At 45.1% G+C, this 22,266-nt stretch carries 20 protein-coding genes; 5 read left to right on the forward strand and 15 right to left on the reverse strand.

Features of this window, described 5'->3' with window-relative positions; genetic code table 11:
• Nucleotides 1-254 precede the first annotated feature (254 nt).
• Nucleotides 255-3,032 carry an insulinase family protein gene (locus AB6D58_RS15430; RefSeq protein ID WP_372157712.1) on the forward strand — a complete coding sequence of 926 codons (2,778 nt, stop codon included), beginning with the start codon at nt 255-257 and terminating at the stop codon, nt 3,030-3,032.
• 303 nt (nt 3,033-3,335) lie between these two features.
• On the opposite strand, the gene fadJ is transcribed toward AB6D58_RS15430, so the two are convergent.
• Both fadJ and fadI read right to left on the reverse strand, forming a co-directional pair.
• Entirely contained in the window at nt 3,336-5,552 is a 2,217-nt protein-coding gene (gene fadJ, locus AB6D58_RS15435; protein WP_065583672.1) for a fatty acid oxidation complex subunit alpha FadJ, read from the reverse strand.
• Nucleotides 5,552-6,859, reverse strand: coding sequence for an acetyl-CoA C-acyltransferase FadI (gene fadI, locus AB6D58_RS15440; RefSeq protein WP_372157715.1), 1,308 nt, complete (start codon nt 6,857-6,859; stop codon nt 5,552-5,554). Before fadI ends, fadJ begins: the two co-directional genes overlap by 1 nt.
• 551 nt (nt 6,860-7,410) lie before the next feature.
• On the opposite strand from fadI, the gene AB6D58_RS15445 reads away from it, so the two are divergent.
• The 4 genes from AB6D58_RS15445 to AB6D58_RS15460 all read left to right on the forward strand — a co-directional run bounded on the left by AB6D58_RS15445 (nt 7,411) and on the right by AB6D58_RS15460 (nt 11,841).
• On the forward strand, nt 7,411-7,959 hold the full coding sequence (locus AB6D58_RS15445) for a sigma-70 family RNA polymerase sigma factor (protein ID WP_017060646.1): 549 nt from the start codon (nt 7,411-7,413) through the stop codon (nt 7,957-7,959).
• Complete coding sequence (locus AB6D58_RS15450) at nt 7,952-8,680, forward strand: DUF3379 domain-containing protein (RefSeq protein ID WP_017060647.1); 729 nt, start codon at nt 7,952-7,954, stop codon at nt 8,678-8,680. The genes AB6D58_RS15445 and AB6D58_RS15450 overlap by 8 nt, the downstream gene beginning before the upstream one ends.
• A 297-nt stretch (nt 8,681-8,977) precedes the next feature.
• Nucleotides 8,978-10,240, forward strand: a complete 1,263-nt coding sequence (locus tag AB6D58_RS15455; protein WP_372157718.1) for an outer membrane protein transport protein — start codon at nt 8,978-8,980, stop codon at nt 10,238-10,240.
• A 296-nt stretch (nt 10,241-10,536) separates the two neighbouring features.
• Nucleotides 10,537-11,841, forward strand: a complete 1,305-nt coding sequence (locus AB6D58_RS15460) for an outer membrane protein transport protein (RefSeq protein ID WP_372157720.1) — start codon at nt 10,537-10,539, stop codon at nt 11,839-11,841.
• 89 nt (nt 11,842-11,930) lie between these two features.
• Here AB6D58_RS15460 and AB6D58_RS15465 read toward each other — a convergent pair whose 3' ends face one another.
• The 13 genes from AB6D58_RS15465 to AB6D58_RS15525 form a co-directional block, all read right to left on the reverse strand.
• Nucleotides 11,931-12,716 (reverse strand): VacJ family lipoprotein, encoded by a 786-nt coding sequence (locus AB6D58_RS15465; protein WP_372157722.1) that lies wholly within the window; start codon nt 12,714-12,716, stop codon nt 11,931-11,933.
• Nucleotides 12,717-12,840: 124 nt separating this feature from the next.
• Entirely contained in the window at nt 12,841-14,061 is a 1,221-nt protein-coding gene (gene ccmI / locus AB6D58_RS15470) for a c-type cytochrome biogenesis protein CcmI (RefSeq protein WP_081230576.1), read from the reverse strand.
• On the reverse strand, nt 14,061-14,552 hold the full coding sequence (locus AB6D58_RS15475) for a cytochrome c-type biogenesis protein (protein ID WP_065583667.1): 492 nt from the start codon (nt 14,550-14,552) through the stop codon (nt 14,061-14,063). The genes ccmI and AB6D58_RS15475 overlap by 1 nt, the downstream gene beginning before the upstream one ends.
• Entirely contained in the window at nt 14,549-15,100 is a 552-nt protein-coding gene (locus AB6D58_RS15480) for a DsbE family thiol:disulfide interchange protein (RefSeq protein ID WP_017060653.1), read from the reverse strand. The genes AB6D58_RS15475 and AB6D58_RS15480 overlap by 4 nt, the downstream gene beginning before the upstream one ends.
• A 5-nt stretch (nt 15,101-15,105) precedes the next feature.
• Nucleotides 15,106-17,076, reverse strand: coding sequence for a heme lyase CcmF/NrfE family subunit (locus AB6D58_RS15485; RefSeq protein WP_371724540.1), 1,971 nt, complete (start codon nt 17,074-17,076; stop codon nt 15,106-15,108).
• Nucleotides 17,073-17,555, reverse strand: coding sequence for a cytochrome c maturation protein CcmE (ccmE, locus tag AB6D58_RS15490; protein ID WP_017064106.1), 483 nt, complete (start codon nt 17,553-17,555; stop codon nt 17,073-17,075). Before ccmE ends, AB6D58_RS15485 begins: the two co-directional genes overlap by 4 nt.
• Nucleotides 17,552-17,758: a heme exporter protein CcmD gene (gene ccmD, locus AB6D58_RS15495; RefSeq protein ID WP_017060656.1), complete on the reverse strand. Its 207-nt coding sequence runs from the start codon at nt 17,756-17,758 to the stop codon at nt 17,552-17,554. Before ccmD ends, ccmE begins: the two co-directional genes overlap by 4 nt.
• A 14-nt stretch (nt 17,759-17,772) precedes the next feature.
• On the reverse strand, nt 17,773-18,513 hold the full coding sequence (locus tag AB6D58_RS15500) for a heme ABC transporter permease (protein ID WP_017068974.1): 741 nt from the start codon (nt 18,511-18,513) through the stop codon (nt 17,773-17,775).
• Nucleotides 18,514-18,661: 148 nt separating this feature from the next.
• The gene (gene ccmB, locus AB6D58_RS15505) at nt 18,662-19,330 is read right to left on the reverse strand and encodes a heme exporter protein CcmB (protein WP_017060658.1); all 669 of its coding nucleotides are present in this window, start codon (nt 19,328-19,330) and stop codon (nt 18,662-18,664) included.
• A gap of 1 nt (nt 19,331) precedes the next feature.
• Nucleotides 19,332-19,949 carry a cytochrome c biogenesis heme-transporting ATPase CcmA gene (ccmA, locus tag AB6D58_RS15510; RefSeq protein ID WP_017060659.1) on the reverse strand — a complete coding sequence of 206 codons (618 nt, stop codon included), beginning with the start codon at nt 19,947-19,949 and terminating at the stop codon, nt 19,332-19,334.
• Between the two features lie 278 nt (nt 19,950-20,227).
• A complete protein-coding gene (locus AB6D58_RS15515) occupies nt 20,228-20,740 on the reverse strand; it encodes a DUF2802 domain-containing protein (protein WP_372157726.1) in 513 nt (170 codons plus the stop codon).
• Nucleotides 20,740-21,234, reverse strand: a complete 495-nt coding sequence (locus AB6D58_RS15520) for a chemotaxis protein CheW (protein WP_017064109.1) — start codon at nt 21,232-21,234, stop codon at nt 20,740-20,742. The genes AB6D58_RS15515 and AB6D58_RS15520 overlap by 1 nt, the downstream gene beginning before the upstream one ends.
• A gap of 72 nt (nt 21,235-21,306) precedes the next feature.
• A partial coding sequence (locus tag AB6D58_RS15525) for a chemotaxis protein CheW (protein WP_372132831.1) occupies nt 21,307-22,266 on the reverse strand: 960 nt, incomplete at its 5' end.

Consider the following 22,266-nt stretch of genomic DNA (forward strand, 5'->3'; position numbering starts at 1 on the left):
GCGAAACGCTACTTAGGTTTGGCTCTCAATCCAGAGAAACCGCAGTCAATATAAATAATTATATCAAGTCACTTGCCAAAGAGTTCGACTTTCTTAACAATCTTGTTAAAAGAAAATAAATTACTGATAAAAATCGATAAAAGTGATTTAGAAATCGCCAAAAAGCACTTCATATCCCAAAATATGATCACAAGGTTTGCACGCCGAATCATCGGGTACATAATTTAAAAACCACCTTCTCTGGAGATGCTCCTGTGCACTTAAGCCCAAATGATGAACATCAATACCGCTACATAACCTTAAATAACGGGTTACGTGTACTGTTAGTTCAGGATCAAAATGCTCAAAAAGCAGCAGCCGCATTAGCCGTCAATGTGGGGCATTTTGATGACCCTACAGACCGAGAGGGTTTAGCTCACTACTTAGAGCATATGCTATTTTTGGGAACTGAAAAGTATCCAAAGGTCGGAGAGTTCCAAAGTTTTATCAGCCAGCATGGCGGTAGCAACAACGCTTGGACAGGAACAGAGCACACCTGCTTCTTTTTTGATGTTGAATTGAATGCCTTTGAAACCGCACTCGATCGCTTCAGCCAATTTTTTACCGCTCCCCTTTTCAACGAAGAAGCGTTAGACAAAGAACGCCAAGCCGTTGACTCCGAATACAAGATGAAACTCAACGACGACTCACGACGCTTGTACCAAGTTACCAAAGAACTGGTGAATCACAATCACCCATTCTCGAAGTTTTCTGTCGGTAATATCGATACGTTGGGTGACAGAAACGGCGAGACGATTCGACAAGAGATCTTGGCTTTCCACCAGCAACAATACTCTGCTGACTTGATGACACTGACACTGTCTGGCAATCAGTCGTTAGATGAGATGCAAAGCTGGATTGAGGATCGCTTTAGCTCAATCACCAATCACAACCTACAAGGCAAAAAGGTTGAAGTTCCGATTGTCGGCGAGTTAAGTACGGGTGTACAAGTCCGCGTTGAGCCGATTAAAGAAGTGCGCAAACTGATCTTAACCTTCCCGATGCCAAGCATGGACGAACACTACGGTGTTAAGCCTTTGTCGTTCTTTGCCCACCTTTTAGGTTACGAAGGTGAAGGCAGTTTGATGATGCAACTCAAAGAGAAAGGCTGGATAACATCTCTCTCTGCAGGTGGTGGCGCGAGTGGCAGTAACTACCGTGATTTCACAGTCAGTTGCTCATTGACCATAGAAGGTTTAACCAAAACCGATAACATCATCCAAGCGATATTTCAGTACATCAAGTTAGTCGAACAACAAGGCATAGAAGAGTGGCGCTACCTAGAAAAACGCGCCGTTTTAGAGTCTGCTTTCCGCTTTCAAGAGCCAGCAAGACCGCTTGATGTCGTCAGCCACCTCGTCATCAACATGCAGCACTACCAAGAGCAAGATGTGGTGTATGGCGATTACAAAATGTCGCATTTCGATGACGAATTACAGCGTGCTTTGCTGCCTTACTTAACCGTCGACAACATGCGGGCAACCATTGTTGCTCAGGGATTCGAGTATGACAGGGAAGCGAAGTGGTACTTTACGCCCTACTCGGTCACACCTTTTAGCGCTGAACAAGTTCAATGCTTTACGTGCATTAACCCCGGTTGGCAGTTTGAACTCCCAAGCAAAAACCCGTTTATTTGCTACGATCTAGACCCGACTGAACTCGAAGGTGACGCTAAGTTCCCACAACTGTTAGAAGAGCTCGATGGCTTTAAGCTATGGCATCTGCAAGACCATCAATTCCGGGTGCCAAAAGGTGTGGTGTATGTTGCTATCGATAGCCCGCACTCAGTTGCTAGCCCAAGAAATATCGTTAAAACACGCTTGTGCGTAGAGATGTTCTTAGACTCACTCGAAAAAGATACGTATCAGGCTGAAATCGCCGGAATGGGCTACAACATGTACACCCATCAGGGCGGTGTAACGCTCACTCTGTCCGGGTTTAGCGAGAAACAGCCACAACTGCTCAATATGATTCTTGAACGTTTCCAAGCACGCGACTTTAGTCCAACACGCTTCGAAACCATCAAGCATCAATTGCTCAGAAACTGGAACAACGCGTCGCAAGATCGCCCTATTTCGCAGTTGTTTAATGCAATGACTGGGATACTTCAACCAAATAACCCGCCTTATTCCGTGTTAATTGAAGCCCTAGAAACGATAGAGGTCGATGAGCTCTCCTCTTTTGTTCAAGCAATCTTGGCGGAACTTCATGTTGAGATGTTTGTGTATGGCGACTGGAAAAAAGCCGATGCACACAAGATGGCTGAAACGCTAAAAGATGCACTGCGTGTTCAAGATCAGGCTTACGAAGAATCACTGCGTCCGCTCATCATGCTCGGTGAAAACGGCAGCTTCCAACGTGAAGTGGTGTGTAACCAAGATGATTCAGCAATTGTGGTTTATTACCAATGCCCTGATATTTCACCTAAAAATATCGCGCTGTATTCATTGGCAAACCATTTGATGTCGGCCACTTTCTTCCATGAGATACGAACCAAGCAGCAGCTAGGTTACATGGTCGGTACTGGCAATATGCCGCTCAACCGACACCCTGGTATTGTGTTGTATGTGCAATCACCGAATGCCGCCCCTGCTGACTTGTTAGCTTCAATAGATGAGTTCCTCAATGCCTTTTACATGGTGCTGTTGGAGCTTAACGACTATCAATGGCACAGCAGTAAGCGCGGTCTCTGGAATCAGATTTCGACACCAGATACGACTTTGCGAGGGCGAGCTCAGCGCTTATGGGTTGCGATAGGCAATAAGGATGTTGAGTTCAACCAGAGAGAGCGCGTATTGGAAGACCTTAAGGGGTTAACTCGCTCAGACATGATGCGTTTTGTGGTTAGCCAGCTAAAACCACGCACGGCAAATCGCCTGATTATGCATGCTCACGGTAATGCTCATAATGAGGAAGAGAAGCTGTCAGCAGGTGTTGAAATTGGCTCTATTGATGAGTTTCAGTTACGCCCGAAAGATACTGAGCTAGGCTGATAAAGCTGGAATGAAAATCATAAGGTTGATGTGAAAGCATCAACCTTTTTTATTGGATGCAGCCCAAAAGCAGATCTCCTATTACGCTCCTTCGTCGCTTTAGGAGATGACGGTAGTTTTGATTGACGTGTGTTTGACCACCTTTCTAATCAACGCAATAACTTACTTTTTATCTCTCAATCATCATTCCCGAGAAGGAGGAACGACTGAGTCGGGAATCTCATTCCTTTCACACTCGTTCATAAAACAGAAAAGCCCGCATCAATTGCTTGATACGGGCTTATTAATCAATGAGTTAGAGAGTTACTTGTAGAAAGACTCACCCAATCCAGCACGTGTCAGTAGGCCATCACATGGCGCGAAACGATCACCGTACTTCTTAGCGAAATCGTTCATCATCTCAACCAGTGACTTAATGCCGATTTGATCCATATAACGGAACGGACCACCTAGGAATGGCGGGAAACCGATACCGAAAATCGCACCGATATCACCATCACGAGGGCTGCGGATAATGCCGTCGTCTAGACAACGAACCGCTTCGTTTAGCATAGGTAACACACAGCGCATCGCGATATCGTTATCGCTCAACTTAGGATCTGGTTGCAGCTTAAGCAGCTTGTAAACTGACTTATCCACTTCCTTCTTCTTGCCTTTGTAAGTGTAGAAACCTTTACCACTCTTACGGCCTTTACGATTGTCATTCAAAAGAATATCGAACACATCAGGACCTTGGAAACGATCGCCAAGCTCATTCACTAAAATCGGAATGATCTTCGCTCCGATATCAACACCCACCTCATCTAATAAGGTGATAGGGCCAACTGGGAAACCGAAATCCAATAACGTACTGTCGAGCTTTTCAATCGGCTCGTTCGCTAGCAGTAAATGCGCTGCTTCATTCATGTATGGAGCAAGAATACGGTTCACATAAAAACCAGCGGTGTCTTTGACAACAATCGGGGTTTTACCTTGCTTCTTCGCTAATGCAACAACCGTCGAGATCGTCTCTTCAGAGGTTGTTTCATGTGGGATGACTTCTACTAGCGGCATTTTCTCTGCAGGGCTGAAGTAGTGAAGACCGACCACATTTTCTGGTCGCTGCGCCTTCTCTGCAATCTTATGGATCGGCAGTGAAGACGTATTCGTCGCGAAAATAGTCTCAGGCTTGGCATTGGCTTCGATATCCGCAACCATTGACTGCTTAAGGTCGAGGTCTTCAAATACCGCTTCAATCACCACATCGGTGTGATTAAAGCTCGTAAAGTCGATACCACCAGAAAGCTGAAGCATCTTACTTTCAAGGCCCGCTCGGTTCAGAATGCGACGCTTACGCTGCTTATCGAACAACTTGAAGTTGTAGTTAAGCGCGTTCAGCACACCTTCATTTGATACGTCTTTGATACGAACTGGCACTTTCGCCTTAGCAACGCTGACATGGCTGATGCCTGCACCCATAAGACCGCCGCCTAGCACACCAACACGCTTAACCGCTTTTGGTTCTGCGTCTGCGCCGTGTTCTTTTTTCATTTCCGTGGTTGCAAAGAAAATCGAACGAAGGGCTTTAGACTCTGAAGTCATAACCAGTTCTGAGAAACGCTTCGCTTCATACTGAAGACCTTTATCAAAGCCGTTCTCAAGGCCATAACGAATCACGTCTAAAATCGCATCCGCTGCTGGGTAATTGCCGCGTGTTTTCTGATTGGTCTTCTTAGAAGCTTGTTCAAAAATCACTTTACGACCAAGGCCGTTACGTGAAATCAGCTTTTCTTTGGTCGACGCTTGGCTTTTCGACGCAAGGCGCTTACCTTTTTTACTGCCCGTATTCTTTTCAACAAAGCTTTTAGCGACTTCAAGCAGGATAGTTTCAGGCACACAAGCATCGACAACACCGAGCGATTTCGCTTTCTTAGCGCGCAGTTGCTTACCCGTAAGGATTAGGTCAAGAGATGGCAGCAAACCAATAAGGCGAGGTAGACGCTGTGTACCGCCAGAGCCTGGTAACAGACCTAACTGTACTTCTGGCAGACCAACGCGAGTCTTATCTGAATCGGTACATACACGGTAATCACACGCCAGTGCAAGCTCTAAACCACCACCTAAACATGGGCCGTGAATCGCTGCGACTACTGGGTACGGTAGTTCAGAAAGCGTTTGGAACATCTCCTGCCCTTGGCGAGCCAGAGACTGTGCTTCGTCAGCCGTTTTACACGCATCAAGCATTCTTACATCAGCACCAGCGATAAAGTTATCTGGCTTAAGAGAATGAACGATTAGGCCCTTAACTCGGCTTTGCTTTTCTTTGAGTTGCTCGAAGATGGCTTTCATTTCTTCAGCAAAAGCCGCTTGCAGCGTGTTCATTTTCTCGTTTGGTACATCAATCGCTAACCAAGCAATATCTTGCTCATCGATATTGAGAGTAAATGCTGTCGCTTTCTTTTTGGTTGATTCAGTCGCAGAGGTTGAATCTGGTTGAGCGACTGTTTCTTTTTCTGTTGTTGCATCAAGAGTCGTAGACATTATTCTACCTCCAAGATCATTGCTGCACCTAAACCACCAGCCGCACAAGCTGTGTTCAATGCCAAGCCGCCACCGCGACGTTTCAGTTCACGTAATGTTTGAGTCATCATGCGCGCGCCAGTCGCTGCAAACGGATGTCCGTAAGCAATCGAGCTACCCAGCACGTTGAACTTCTCCATATCAATCTCACCGATCGCTTTATCGCGGCCAAGATTCTTCTGTGCAAACTCATCGCTCGCGAACATTTTAACGTTAGCCAAAACTTGGGCAGCGAATGCTTCATGCATCTCGATCAGTGTAAGGTCTGACAACTCTAAACCGGTGTTCTTTAATACTTGTGAGGTCGCGTAAGTCGGGCCCATCAACATATCTGTTTCAACACCAATCGCTGAGAACGCATAACCACGAATATAACCAAGCACTTCTAAGCCTAGTTCTTTCGCTTTACCTTCGCGCATCAACATCACTGCTGCACCGCCATCAGTCAGTGGCGTAGCATTGGCTGCCGTTACACTGCCGTACTTTCTATCAAAAGCAGGACGTAGCTTGGCGTATCCTTCAACCGTTGAGTCGTGGCGAATGTTGTTGTCTTCCGCTAGATACTTTTTGTAAGGTGCCGGGAATGCCGTCATCACTTCGTCTTTAATCTTGCCTTCTTTCCATGCCTGAGAAGCCAAAGAGTGAGAACGGTGAGCAAGTGCATCTTGAGCTTCGCGAGTAATACCATGCGTCTTAGCCATTTGCTCAGCCGTTTGTCCCATGGATAAACCGGTCGAGTATTCAGCAACTGCAGGTGGTACTGGCATCAAATTTTTTACGGAAAGTGTTTTAAGAATCTTCAGCTTTTGCCCCATAGTTTTCGTTTTACTCAGCGCTAATAGATTTGCCGCTAACTTTTTCGAAACACCGATAGGCAATACAGAAGAAGAGTCCGCACCGCCCGCAATACCGATATCAATCGTGCCAGCCATAATGCTTTCGGTCACGTTAACTGCCGCTTGGAAGCTGGTCGCACATGCTCGTGTGACACTGTAGGCATCGGTATTGATGTTCATGCCTGTGCCCAACACGATTTCACGCGCAATGTTCGGCGCTTCTGGCATTTGCACTACTTGGCCGAACACAACTTGTTCGATAAGCGCAGGATCGACATCCGTTCTTGCAAGCATTTCACTCACAACCATTTTGCCTAAGTCGACCGCAGGCACTTGGCTAAATTCTGTGCTCTGACGAGCGAATGGGGTTCGTAATCCAGCGACAACGGCAACACGTTCTCCAGAACGCGTTTTGACTTCCTGTTTGCCCATGGTTTCTCCTTAAAGTTAAGAGGTCTGACCTGAAGCATTGTAAAGAAGTTGTTAATTAAATCAAACGAGCGTTTAAATAAACGTGATACGAGTATCTCACTGTTTGAAAATATAACTGCGCATTCAGGCGAACCTTTTTGGGGGAAAGGTTGCCGTAAGAGACTAAACTATTGTAAGCAAAGACTGTTATCGCTGTGTAGGGAATGGTTTTCTTGAGGCAAAAAAAACCACACAAAGCTGTGTGGTCGGAATGTATATAAAGCAATTAACTTAGCGCCAATTGAAATAATCAGTTTCCTGATTAGGAGAAAGTAAAGTCAGCCTTCAAAAGGAAGTGTCGTCTTGCTCAACATGCTAGCCACGAATGACTAACTAGACGACAAGGTGTACTATAACGGGTTCGAGGCCTTAGATTTTGAAGTAGATCAATTTTAATGTGATTTTACGATTTCCTGCCGATCGTTAGCTCTAAAAATATAAAAACGAAGCACAACGTATAGAGGACAGCTATACGCAGAGCAATTATGGAGGCTCGTGTGTCAATAATAAAAATGTTTGGAAAGAAAACAGCCAAGCGTCCGGTCAACTCTGATATGGACAAACAAAGAAAATACGAAGCACTTGTGCGCGCCTATCATCGTGACCTCTTTCGCTACGCCTATTGGTTATGCAAAGACAAAAGCATTGCCGAAGACTTAGTTCAAGAAACTTGCCTTCGTGCATGGAAGTCACTCGATAGCCTTCAAGATGAAAAAGCCGCCAAATCTTGGCTGATTACCATCTTGAGACGCGAGAACGCTCGACGTTTTGAACGCAAACAGTTTGATCTGGTTGATATCGACGATCACGGTAACGATGCTAGTGTCAGTGATGACCCGCACCATCAGCATCAGTGGTTGCAAGCCCAGATCATGAAACTTGAAATTGATTACCGTGAACCTCTCTTCTTGCAAGTGATTGGTGGTTTTAGTGGTGATGAGATTGCCGATATTCTCGATCTCAACAAAAACACGGTGATGACACGTTTATTCAGAGCTCGAAATCAGTTGAAAGAGCTGTTGGATACAGAAGAGGCAGAGAGGGGGCAACATAATGGATGATTTGGAATTTCGTCGTCGTGTATTGTCGGAACCTAAACAACGTACACAAGATATTGTTGATGCGACCGCGAATAGCGAAGCCAATAGTAACTTCTTAGACGATGTACTAGCGCTTGATAAACAGATCCACTCTGCGATGAATGTGGATGTGCCAGACGATCTTGCTGATCGCATTCTGTTCAATCAGACCTCAAGCGAAGAAAGCAAAGTGGTAAGGCCTACATTTGCTAGAAGAGCAATGGCAATGGCTGCCTCGGTAGCATTCGTTGCAGGCTTATTAGTTGGCCAAGTGAATTGGGGAAATGCATTCGTTTCACCTGCGCAAGCTAGTTTAGTTGATACAGCGATGAAGCATGTTGTTGATGAGAAGAGCTTTGTTAGTAGCATCGATGAACAGGTTACATCGCAGCAGATCAACGCAAAAATGAACCCATTTGCTTTTCAGTTTGATGACGCTTTCCCTTACCACGTCTATTACCTAAACCACTGTGGCTTTGGTAAATCCAACGCAGTGCATATGGTCTTCCAAGGCGCAAAAGGCAAAGTAACGTTGTTTTTAACTGGTATTCCGACAGACAAACCTATCGACTTTGATGAAAAAGGCATGTCCGGCTCGGTAACCCCCGTCGATGGCAGCAGCTTAATCCTTGTGGGTGAAAATGGTGAGGATGTTTCCAAAATCGCCGAAAAGCTGACAAAAATGATCAAACCAATGAGCTGATTCGCTCTTAAAGCCCCGTCACAAAAGGCCCAGCAATTATATTACTGATATTGCTGGGCTTTATTTATAAATAAACCACAAAACCATTCACACCACCAATACCTCTAGAGTTAAAACTCTAAAAAACAGCATTTCACACCATTTTCGTGCCAGATAGGCGTCATTTCCATAATTTTCCACTCAAAATTCCCAATGGTCGGATTTGTATATCGTATACTTGCGAATAGGATCAGCCACCATTGAGCAATTGCTCAAATTAATCGCCCTGTAGAGGCGGATATATAAAGGAATAAATGAATGACTACCAACAACACGCGTCTGTTTAAAAAGTCTCTTTTAGCAGTAACAATTACACTGGCGTCTTCGCAAGCGATGGCAGCAGGTTTCCAACTTAACGCACAATCAGCTACCGGTATCGGCCGTGCTTTCGCTGGTGATGCAGTAATCGCAGATAACGCGTCAGTAATGGCACGTAACCCTGCGGCAATGGCACTGTTTGACAAAACTGAACTATCTCTTGGTTTTGAAAGCATCACTTCTATGATTGAAGTCAAGGATGCTACTTACACAGGCTTCATGGGCGGTAATTCTAGCAATGCTGACTATGACGATGCTGGCGATACTTCTATAGCTCCAAATATTCACCTTATTGTTCCTATCAACGAAAAATTTGCTGTAGGCTTCAATGCTTATTCGAACTTTGGTACAAAAACTGAGTTCAGCGATAGCTATGTGGGTGGTGAATACGGCGGTCTTACAGATGTAAAAAGTGTTAACTTTGGCCTAGCTGGTTCGTACCGTTTAAACGATCAATGGAGCTTCGGCGCTGGCCTTGATCTTATTTACGGTAAAGGCGAGCTGAAACGAACAATGAGTTCAGAAGTTGGTACTCCACCTAGCCCATTGCTACCTCAAGCAGGACAAACCGTTCTTGACGCTGAAGCAGATGGCTGGGCTGTTGGCTTTAACCTTGGTACTGTTTTCGAATTGAATGAAAACAACCGTTTTGGTTTGGCTTATCACTACTCTCCGAAACTTGAAGCTGAAGGAGATATCAGTTACCAAGGCACTGAATATAAAGATGATACTCTTTATATGCCTCTACCTGATATTGTTGAGTTCTCTGGCTTTCACAAAATCGAAGATACTAAATTCGCGGTTCACTATTCAGTACAATGGATTGGTTGGAGCTCATTTGACAAGCTAGAAGCAGAAAAAGCGGGTGTTCTAAATAATTACGAATGGCAAAATGGTATGCACTACTCTCTAGGTGGTACATATTACATGAATCGTGATTGGACACTTCGTGCCGGCTACATGTATGACACTAGCGCACAAGATGAAGTAACTTCAGTTTCAGTGCCAGATTCAGATCGCCAATGGTTCTCAGCTGGTTTCACATACCACATCAACGAAGCGTCAAACGTAGACTTTGGTTTCACATACTTAATGGGCGACGATGTTAAAGTTAATGAATCAACTTCTGTTGTTTCGTCAATTTCAGCAACAACTCGTGCAGATGCAATCCTAATGGGTCTACAGTACAGCCGTAGCTTCTAATAAAAGCTAGGTTATAAACCTCAAAGGGTCGCATAATGCGACCCTTTTTTATTGCCTAAACCACTGACCTACATCAATTTAAGCTTACAACTGTAGCCTGCAAGGTCAATATATGACTACAAGTGTACGCTCAAACTTCGCAACACAGCAGAAACATTTAGATTATTTCTCTAATAATTAAACACATTTACTCATTAAATCCCTAAAACACTGTTTTATTCGAATTTCATTTTTAAAGTAATGACTCTAAACGTAGAATCACGCCACTAAATACTTATGATTCAGCGAACATAATAATGAAAATGAATAAGACTCTTCTATCTGCTGCAGTGGCAGTTGGACTACTTTCGACTTCTACCGTCACTCACGCGGCAGGTTTTCAACTAGCAGAATACTCAGCAACAGGCCTTGGCCGCGCATACGCTGGTGAAGCTGCAATGGCTGACGGCGCAAACGCACAATGGCGTAACCCTGCCATGCTGACTTACCTAGAAGGTACTCAGGTTTCTGTTGGTGCTATCTATGTTGACCCTAACATCGATATCGACGGTACTTCTACGTCCATGATGGGACAATCTACTTCGTCAAATTCTAGCGATTTTGCGCACAGTGCAGTAATCCCAAACTTTTATGTTTCTCATAAGTACAACGACAAGTTCGCATTAGGCTTTGCTGCTGGCACTAACTACGGTATGGAAACAGACCTAGGTAAAGACTTTGGTGGCGCAAACCACGGTAACGAAGCCAGTGTTACCACAATGGAGCTAAACTTAAACGCGGCATACCAAGTACTTGAAAGCGTATCTATTGGTGGTGGTATTCGTTACATCATGGCTGAAGGTAGCTTTGGAGCGGTATCTACAGTTAACTCTCTAGTTCCTATGCCTCAAGGTACAGCTTTAAAATACATGGAAGGTGATGACACAGCGTGGGGCTGGCAAGTTGGTACCGCTTGGCAGATCAATGAAAACAACCGCCTTGGTTTTACCTACAAGTCAGAAGTAGACCTAACGCTTGAGGGCCACGCAAATGGTGTCGCTTTTGATGCTGTTGCTGGCGCTTTAGGTACTCCTGTGAAGTCAAAATATAACGGCTCAATGCAACTTGCATTGCCAGCAACCGCCGAGCTTGCAAGCTTCCATCAACTATCAGATAAAGTCGCTGTACATGCGAGCGTTAACTGGACTAATTGGAGTAGCTTTGAAGAACTAGTAGCTGACATCCCTGAATTCGGTCCTGCTCGAACTCAAGATATCAAGCAAGAGAACTGGGAAGACAACTACCGCTTTGCGATCGGTACAACTTACCAAATGACACCTAAGTTAGCTCTGCGCTCTGGTATTGCGTACGACACTTCAGCGGTAAGCGATGAACACCGTACTGCGACGATTCCGGAAACAGACCGCACTTGGTTGAGTATTGGTGCTGGCTATCAATGGTCTGAGCAACTAACTCTAGATGCTGGTTTCACTTACATCCTAGCGAAAGACGCAAAAATGGTTGAAGATGACGCAAGTTCTGCGCCATTTGGTGGTGACTTCGAAGGTGAAGTGACTGGTAGCATCTGGTTAGTGGGCATCCAAGCGAACTACCGCTTCTAATCTACCGCCCTAAAAGTAGAAAATATTAAAAAGGCTCGATGTTGCATCAACATCGAGCCTGTCTTTTATCGGTTTTCTAAATCGTGTTTCTAGTAATCTTCTAGATAACCATCGATGAAATCTTCTTCTTCAAGGTCGACCTCTTCAGGTTCAATCTCGGCTTTGAAATCACGACGTTGAATGTAAACATCACGCGTTAATGCATATGGATCAGGAGAGCTATCCAACAGCGCTTCTTGTGACACTAACTGAGCACGAGTTTCCATGCCTTCGAATGCCCACTTTCCTAAGCTAGCCCAGAAGTTCAAGAAAGACAGAGGCACATACATACCATCAACGGTTTCAGTTACTTCACGCGTTGTTATTGGGCCATAACCCGGCACCATGAAGTAGGGACCATTCCCTACCCCGTAATGACCAATCGCATCAGAGAACGACTTATCATCGTATTTGGTGATCCCCGCTTCGCTGGCAATATCGATTAAGCCTAACAAACCAATCGTTGAGTTAATCCAAAAACGATTGAAATGGTCGAGTGCTTTTTCACCATTGCCCATAATAAGGTTATTCACCATGCTTGATGGTTCGTCTAAATTGGCTAGAAAATTGGATATACCAGAACGTACTGGCACAGGGGTGTAGTCAACATAAGCGAGGGAAACAGGGCGAACTAAATAAGGATCTAGATATTCGTAGTTGATATCCCACATCGCTCGGTTGAAGCCTTCAAAAGGATCATTCGGGTGGGACTCTTCGACGTATTCAGAGGTTTCGAGGTTATCATCGTCAACACTTTCGTCCGGCGCACTTGAACACCCAACCGTTAAGCTTGCGATAAAAAGTAAACTCGAGAGTCTTAAAACACTGACAGACATATCACCTTTTCCATAAGGAATTCAAATAATAAAAAAGGCCAGCAATCGCTGGCCTCAATTGTTTGGCTAAGTCTATACCGTTTATCTGCAAATCGGAATAGCTAACACCTATGCAAAGTGATGATTAATATTGCTTATTGATATCAATGGTAACTGGAGCACCCAGTTCAACCACTTCACTTTCACCGTACCAATCGCCTTCGCGAGTTGAAACGTTGCCGTCTGTATCAAGCCTAGCTCTAACCATCAGAGTTTCAAGGCTAGACAGCTCTTGTCCTTCCAGCATGCTGTTGCCGTCATCTAGAACAACAGTACGAGGGAAAGTCCCTAGTGGGTAACGAGCGGCTGCGATAGGCATTGGAGAACCATCTGCTCTGTGTACTGAAACAATTAACACTGAGTTAGGGTCAGCATTCACGTCTGCAGATAGATCGAGCGTTACAGCAACAGTCTTACCTTGGTCGACACCCATATTGTCGCCCATTTTCTTCTGAGCACTTTCAATACTGCGCGAAAGCATTTCATAGCGACTGTCTTGTGGACCAATCATCTGCTGCATGATGCTCCAGTACTTCACCGCACCTGGGTAGTCTTGACGCTCAAACGCATCAAACGCAAGCAGTGAGAACACACGAAGGTCAACGTAATCGTTTTGAATCAAACGGCTCAAAATCAAACGAGCTTGGTTTTGATCAGCTTCATCAGGAGAAAGCATCAGTGCTTGTGCGAAACCTAACTGAACATCTTCATTCTTAGGTTCAAGCTTGTAAGCTCGTTCCATAGAATCTTTTGCTGTTTCAGCGTCGCGGTTAGCCAGTGCAATACGACCGAGTAGCAACCAACCTGTTGAATCTTTTGGTTGGTAATGCAGACGAGTACGAAGCGCTAGAGTCAAATCTTCCAACTCATCATCCGTTAGTGCACCACCTTCCGATGACATTAGCTTTTTAGACAATTCAGGAAGGTTCGAGCTCACTTCTTGCCAGTGTTGAACTTTGTCCAACGCACCGAACTTAAAGTACATACCATAAGTCACAACGACGACAAGAATGATCGACGGCACAACCACACCAAGCGTAGAGATTTGAGTCTTCTTCATCTCTTCTTGTGCAGGAACATCATCAAGCAGAGACTGTTTCAAATCAGCGATCAGTTCTTGTTGGTTATCAACAAGACCTTCCTCTGCTTCTACTTCTAACTCGACAAGACGGTCTTTATAGAACGCTTTATTCAACTCGTCGCGAAGCATCTCGTCATTGTTTGCCTTCTTGTTAATGAAAGGCAGAACAATTAAGAAAATTGCCGCTAGCGAAAGGATAATGGTAGAAATCCAAAATAGAGTCATTACTTCTTATCTCCGTCGTTCTCTTCATCGAGTAACGCTTTTAAGCGAGCTTCTTTGTCTGCATCCCAGTCTTTATCTGACTCTACTGCTGCTTTTGATTTTGACTTTCTGCTTCGTAAAATAATCAAACCAAATCCAAACACAACAACCGCAAACGGACCAATCCAAAGGATCGATGTAGCTAAGGTCAGTGGCGGGTTGTACGTTACAAAGTTACCGTAACGAGCAATCATGTAATCAATAATTTCTTGCTCAGACTTGCCGTCTTTTGTCATCTCGTACACTTTTTGGCGTAAGTCGACCGCTAGCTCAGCATTCGAATCACCAATCGTGTTGTTCTGACATTTAGGGCAACGTAGCGTATTACTCAACTCTTTGAACTGCTGTTCTTGATCTACGGTATCAAATTCATGGAACTCGATAGGCGCAGCAGAAACAGTCGCTGAAATTGCGAACGTAGCGAATAGAGTAATCAGTGCCTTTCTAATCATTTCGATTCCTCCAACAACTCTTGATACATCGGCTCAAGCGTCGATGCCCAGTTGGTTGGGTTCACGTCACCAACATGGCGGTAGCGAACTACGCCGTTAGCATCGATTAGGAAAGTTTCAGGCGCGCCATACACGCCAAGGTCAAGGCCTAGCATGCCATTACCATCAAACAGGCTAATTAGGTACGGGTTACCCAACTCTTTTAGCCAACCAACCGCTTTGTTGCGATCATCTTTGTAGTTAAGACCAATGATCTTAACGCCTTGATCCGCAAGCTTGTTCAGGTAAGAGTGCTCTGCATAACAAGTAGGACACCAAGTCGCCCACACGTTAAGAAGCAGTGGCTCGCCTTTAAAGATCGCTTGATCATGAAACTTACCTGGTTGTTCTAAGTCTTCTAGACCAAACTCAGGAACAGGCTTACCAATCAATACGGATTCTAGCTTAGTTGGGTCATCGCCCGACTGGTTGCGCATTAATTGCGTTGCAAAGATTCCAGCTAGAACCATGAACGCAATCAATGGAATGAATAAAATCTTCTTGTTCATTCGAATTAAGCCTCCTGCTCTTCAGCCGACTTTTTGATTGGCTTACGGAAACGGTAACGACGGTCACTGATAGCAATAGCGCCACCAATCGACATAATCAAAGAACCTGCCCAGATCCAACGTACAAATGGTTTGTAGTAGATACGTACAGCCCAAGATTTGTTGTCGTCTAAACGTTCACCCATTGCAATGTAAAGGTCGCGCGTTACGCCACGGTCAATCGCTGCTTCTGTCATCATAGACTTAGCTGTGGTGTAGAAACGTTTTTCAGCGTGGAGCGTGTTGATGTATTTGCCTTCTTTAGTAATTTCAAAGTCAGCAATGTAACCATCGTAGTTAGGACCATCTTTGTCACGAACCCCTGTAAACAGGAAGCTGTATTCTTCAAGCTGGTAGCTTTCACCTGGCGCCAGACGCACATCACGTTCGATGCTGTAGTTTTGCACCATCGCGATACCAATCACTGTCACGGCTAAACCAATGTGACCACACATCATTGCCCAGTGGCTTCGAGGTAGCTTAGTTAGACCTTTCAGGAATGTGTGACGGTGAGTCGCACGTTCATGCAACTCAAAGCCGTGCATGAAGATAATCCAGAACGCCATTACCCAACCAGCAAACGCAGTACCACTGAAGCGGTCGGCCAATAGAGCAACCATTAGCGCACTCAAGCCAAGTGAGAATGCACCTGAAATCAGCATTGGTTTAACAAGCTTAGATAGGTTGTCACGTTTCCAGCGGATCAGAGGACCGATACCAAGCAGGAACGAGAACGGGATCATTAACCAAAAGAACAACATGTCAAAGAATGGTGCACCGATAGATACCGAGCCCAAGCCTAACTGTTTGTGAACTAATGGCAGTAGCGTACCGACTAATACAACGACAAGCGCTGCAATCAATAAGATGTTGTTACCAAGCAGTGCGTTTTCACGAGAAACCAAATCGAAGTTACCGCGAACACGAACCGATGCGCCTTTAACCGCGAACAACAGCAGTGAACCACCAATAACAAAGACTAGGAAACCTAGAATAAACATACCACGAGCAGGATCCGACGCGAATGCGTGAACAGATACCAAGATGCCCGAACGAACTAAGAATGTCCCTAGTAAGCTTAGCGAGAATGCAGAGATAGCCAGCAATACTGTCCAAGCTTTAAATGTGCCACGCTTTTCAGTTACCGCTAGTGAGTGCATTAGAGCAGTACCAGCCAACCAAGGCATGAATGAAGCGTTTTCTACTGGATCCCAGAACCACCAGCCACCCCAGCCAAGTTCGTAGTAAGCCCACCATGAACCTAGTGCGATACCTACCGTTAGGAATAACCAAGCTGCGATTGTCCAAGGACGCGACCAACGAGCCCATGCCGTATCAAGACGACCACTCATTAGAGAAGCGATTGCAAAAGAGAACGCAACAGAGAAACCTACATAACCCATGTAAAGCATTGGCGGGTGAATAATCAAACCCGGGTCTTGCAGTAGTGGGTTCAAGTCACGGCCATCTACAGGGAAGAAAGGCAATGTACGTAGGAACGGGTTAGACGTTACGATAATGAACAGCAAGAAGCCGACAGTAATCAAACCCATGATAGCCAGTACGCGAGCCACAGACTCTTGAGGCATACCACGACTAAACGTCGCTACAGCAACCGTCCAACCCGCTTGGATAAGAACCCAAAGCAGTAATGAACCTTCGTGAGCGCCCCAAACCGCCGTAATTCGGTAGTACCAAGGCAGTTGGCTATTCGAGTTACTTGCTACGTATTGAATCGTAAAATCATTTGTGTAGAACGCGTAACACAGGATAAAGAACGAAATCGCTAAGAATCCGAACATACCCCACGACAACGGTCGTGCGCTGTTCATCAATAATGTGTTATTTCGAGCGGCTCCATACAGTGGGAGCACGCTTAGCAGCAATGCAAGTCCCAAGGACAGGATCATCGCAAAATGGCCGATCTCGGCTATCATTGAGCATTTCCTTCTTTTTGTTCAGTCGTGTATTGCAAAGGCTCATGGGTTTTCTTCATTGCTTCCGCAACTTCAGAAGGCATGTACTCTTCATCGTGCTTTGCCAACACCTCAAACGCTTCGATTGTCGTTGCATTTTTAAGAACACCCTGAGCAACAATACCTTGGCCTTCACGGAAAAGATCAGGAAGGATGCCATCGTATAGAATTGTTACTTTAGGGCCTACATCTTGCAAATCAAAGCTTACACGTAGTGATTCATTGTCACGGCTTACAGAGCCGACTACGACCATGCCACCAATACGTAGGCGTTGACCAACTTCAGGCTTTTTACCATCTTTGCCGTTGACCAGCTCAGTTGGTGTGTAGAACAGATCCATGTTCTGGTTAAGTGCGTAAACCATCAATCCAACAGTCGCACTGATACCAAAAAAGATCGCTAAGACAATGCCCAGCCTCTTTTTACGTCTTGGGTTCATAGAGTGTTCTCCATATTTTTTGCTGCATCGATACGAGCTTGACGATCAATCTTAGCTTGTACTTCATTTAGTAATTGCTTACCACGACGAACGCTTACGACCAGTAAAATGATCATCGCGAGGAATGTGATTCCAAATGCACTCCAGACATACGAGGCATAACCTCCCATGGCTAAGAAATCACTCAAAGATTCAAAATACATAATTACCTACCCTACTACGCTTTTTCAGCCGCAAGCTTGCGAACCCATGGACGGTGACTTTCTTTACTGATGATTTCGTTACGGAAACGAATCATGGTTAAAGCGCCAAAGAAGAAAGCGAAGCCGAAGATGTTAAGAAGAAGCGGCCATAGCATGTCACTTGAGATCGAAGGTTTTGCGAACTTAGTAATGGTCGCGCCTTGATGAAGTGTATTCCACCACTCTACAGAGAAGTGAATGATAGGGAGGTTGATGACACCAACGATAGCCAAAATGCCTGCCGCTTTCGCTGCTGTTTTTTGGTCGTCAAAAGCGTGGTGTAGTGCGATCACACCCAAGTATAGGAATAGAAGAATCAGCTCTGAGGTTAAACGCGCATCCCAAACCCACCAAGCACCCCACATTGGTTTACCCCAAACTGCGCCAGTTAGTAACGCAATGAAGGTAAACACAGCGCCAATCGGTGCCATCGCCAGTGCGGCCATGTCTGATAGCCTTACCTGCCATACCAAACCGATAAAGGCAGCAATCGCCATCGACATGTAAACGCCCATCGACCAGATTGCAGACGGAACATGGATGTAGATGATACGGAAGCTATCGCCTTGTTGGTAATCAGAAGGCGCAAATGCAAGCCCCCACACGGTACCGACGGATAGACACAATAGCGCTAGGATCGAAAACCATGGCAAAAGTTTACCAGCAAGCTGATAAGAGGTTTCTGCTTTGGCATAGGGATGGAGCCATTTCCACATGTTGTAATCTCACTCTTACTTCATATTGCTTACAGCTATTAAAGCTATAATTATAATAATTTTATTTGTCTTGCTTTCAGTTTTATTGACTCTATGAGTCCAATCGACACATTTGGTTCACATTGGCTATACGATAACGGAACCCCAATCAGTTAACACTTACTCTAAGTGCGGCACTGATCGCAAAAGGCGTCATAGTCATCGCACCCATTAACATTGCCCCAAGCACCGCCAATTGACCGTTGTATGCAACGCCCAAAGCCGCAGCGTCAATTGCTGACGTCGCGAAGATTAAAATGGGGATGTAAAGCGGCAAGATTAACAGGCTTAACAGGACTCCGCCCTTCTGTAACCCAACGGTTAACGCAACACCAATCGCACCAATAAAACTCAATGCGGGTGTTCCTACCAGCAAGGTCAACACAACTGAGAGCCATGTATCAAAATCTAAAGACAACAAAACAGCCAATAATGGGCTGATTAAAATCAATGGTAACCCGGTCAACAACCAGTGTGCTATGACTTTGGACAATACTACCAACTGCAACGGGATTGGCATCAGCATCATCTGTTCAAGGGCGCCATCTTGAAAATCATCACGGAAAAGACGCTCTAAAGAGAGCAATGCAGAGAGCAAAGCGGCCACCCAAACAATACCCGCAGCAATACGCGCAAGTAGGTTTGGCTCTGGGCCAATACTCAAAGGGAAAAGCGTGATAACAATGATGAAGAACCACAAAGGGTTAAAGATATCCGCTTGACGTCGAAACGCGATAAGCAGTTCGCGTCGGATAATCGTGGTCATTGAAGAGATCATATTACTCACCCAACTTTATTTTTCTTAGTTTCGGGCTATCAGCAAACATATCTTGGTGTGTGGTTAACAACACAATGCCACCGTTGTCTGCATGCTGAGAAAAAAGAGATTCGAGAACTTTCACGCCCTGCTTATCAATGGCAGTCAGCGGCTCATCAAGAATCCACAACATTTGCTTGCTCAACCAAAGGCGAGCCAACGCAACTCGGCGTTGTTGGCCTGCTGAAAGTTGCCCCGCAGGTACGTCTTCTCTGCCCGCAAGCCCGACTTGAGCCAGCGCGTGATAAAGCTCTTCTTTGCTGGTACCGCCACTGTGAATCGACTGATAAAAGCTCAGATTCTCATAAGCACTAAGCTCGCGCTTTACGCCTGTTTGGTGACCAAGAAAAAGTAAATTTTGATGATAAACATCTCGACTCGATTCAATAGACTCACCGTCCCAAGAGATAGTGCCGTCATCGCGATCGCCTAAGCCAGTAATAATCCTAAGGAGTGTCGTTTTCCCGGTACCGTTACGACCTTCAACTTGAACCAGCTCACCTGGTTTCAATTGAAAAGACAACGATTCAAACAGAATCCTGTCGTCACGAATAGCAGTTAAATTTGAGACTTCTAGCATAGGTAAATTTAGTCGAGTAATGAGAGCGCTATAGTAGCACACCAACATGGTGACAAAACAGGACTAGGCGTTTTCGATAGAACAAAGTCGGTAAGAAACTGTTACCACCTCATCACAATTTACACATTTTCATCAACAAACAAGATATTGTCGTAGATACAAGCACTTATAAACATCGTTCTATATAGATCGGACAGGCATAAAAAAAGAAGCCGAAGCTTCTTTTAAGAGGAATACGTAATAAACATCAATTGCTCAATACGAATTAAGCGCTCAATTTAACGACGTCGAGGCGGGGCTCTGCGATCGCGAGAGGCATCGGGGTGCTGATCGTACGATGAAGGGTCGCTTCGTAATGAAGGAATTTTCTCTTTACCAGCAAGCTTGTTCTGCAGAGACATCATCAGCTCAGCTTCTGCTTTGGGTAATTCACATTCTTCAATTAACTCGTTAATCCCAGCGCCAAGCTGAACCATTTTCGTTGCACGTGTGTACAAACGTCCATCGGTATCCGCATGTTCCAGCTCAACAATACGTTCATTCAAATGTTTGATAAGATCTTGTTGTTCAGTCACTTTCTGGCCAAGGCCAACCACAACAGAGCGAACCTCAAGTAATTGCTTACTCGATTTTTGAAGCTCTTTGTCCAAGTTACGAACTTGCAGGCGTGACTGATCGAGCTGCTTTTGAATCGCACGTTTTACTTTGCTAATCAAAATCAGGATAAATAACGTAAAAACCCCAACGCCTGATATCAGAGCGACAGGGCTTAAAGGAAGAGCTTCAAACATTACAGGTGAGCCATCTCATCCCATTCGTCTTCGCTTAGTAGTTTGTTTAGATCTACTAAGATAAGTAGCTTGCCATCTCGGTTACTTACACCTTGGATGAACTTAGCACTTTCATCAGTACCAACACTTGGCGTTGTGTCGATTTCAGAAGAACGCAGGTAAACCACTTCAGCAACGCTATCTACTAGAATGCCAATTACTTGACGCTCAGATTCAATAACGATGATACGAGTGTTGTCTGTGATTTCACCTTGCATCAAACCAAAGCGAGAACGAGTGTCGATAACAGTAACAACGTTACCACGTAGGTTAATAATACCTAGAACGTAATCTGGAGCACCCGGTACTGGAGCAATTTCGCTGTAACGTAGTACTTCACGTACTTGCATTACGTTGATGCCGTAAGTTTCTTCTTCTAGCTGGAAAGTCACCCATTGAAGTACTTCATCATTCGTTTGCTCTTTTCTTACTTCAACTTCACTCATATGAGACATAGATAATCCTCTTGCCGTCGTTACCGACCACTATTATTAACTTGATGCTTATTGTTAGCCCAATGCTTATTACTAGCTTAATGCTTTTACATCTAGCCCTGCGTTTAGCATGGCGATTAATGCTTCAACATGAATCAAAGCACACATTTTTTCTTTTACCATACCAGCGAGCCATGGGCGTTTCCCTGCCATTTCTCGCCAACGTACTTTGTCTGTATTAAGTAGCTCGGTGCCTTTGAGCTCTGTGCCCGCCAGGCCCCACAAGCTCTCTCCAAGCATCACTATATATTGATAGTTTTCTTTGTATTCGTCACCTGATAGTTTCTCAGACATCACCCATTTTGCGGTGTCGACCACATCTAGCTGACTATCACGGTTGGTTTGTAAACCCAAATACCAAGCTGGCTTACCAATGATATGACTTAACTCTTCAAGGCGATGGATGCCGCCAAGCTCATCAAGTGGCACCGCAAAGGTCACGCCGTTTACATCAAAATACAAGACTTGAAAGTCTTCTTTGCGAACCGTACTTTCCCAAGAGGTAAACTGGTCAGCACCTCCTGCTTGAGTTTCGGGTTCAATAACTGTCTCGGGATCAGGAACATCAAGTTCAGGCTCAACAGCCTTAACTTCTACTTGTTCCGTCTCCAACGATTCAGCTTGTAACTCTTCAATTTGCTGCGATTCAACAGGTGGCTCTACAACAATTGATAAATCGGGTTCTGGAAGATTCCAATCCTGAATCTCTGGCTCTTCGAACACTTGAACAGACTCAACCGCGGCATCAAACATTTGCATGTCTGCTTGCTGGGCGATTTTCTGGGTGTTCTGATCCATCAACTCATCAAGGTTCAGTTCATCAACAACATTGGTCGCCTCTAAACGGCTGAGTAGTTTCTGAACATCTTCAAGGTTAGGAACCTCAAACTCAGCCGCGCGTATTTCTGCGTAGCTTGAGTGGTGACTCGAAAATTGGCGCTCTGGCTCTGGCTCTGGCTCTGGCTCTGGCTCTGGCTCTGGCTCTGGCTCTGG

The sequence above is a fragment of the Vibrio sp. 10N.239.312.D08 genome (genome assembly GCF_041466145.1).
Classification (GTDB): Bacteria; Pseudomonadota; Gammaproteobacteria; order Enterobacterales; family Vibrionaceae; genus Vibrio; species Vibrio crassostreae_C.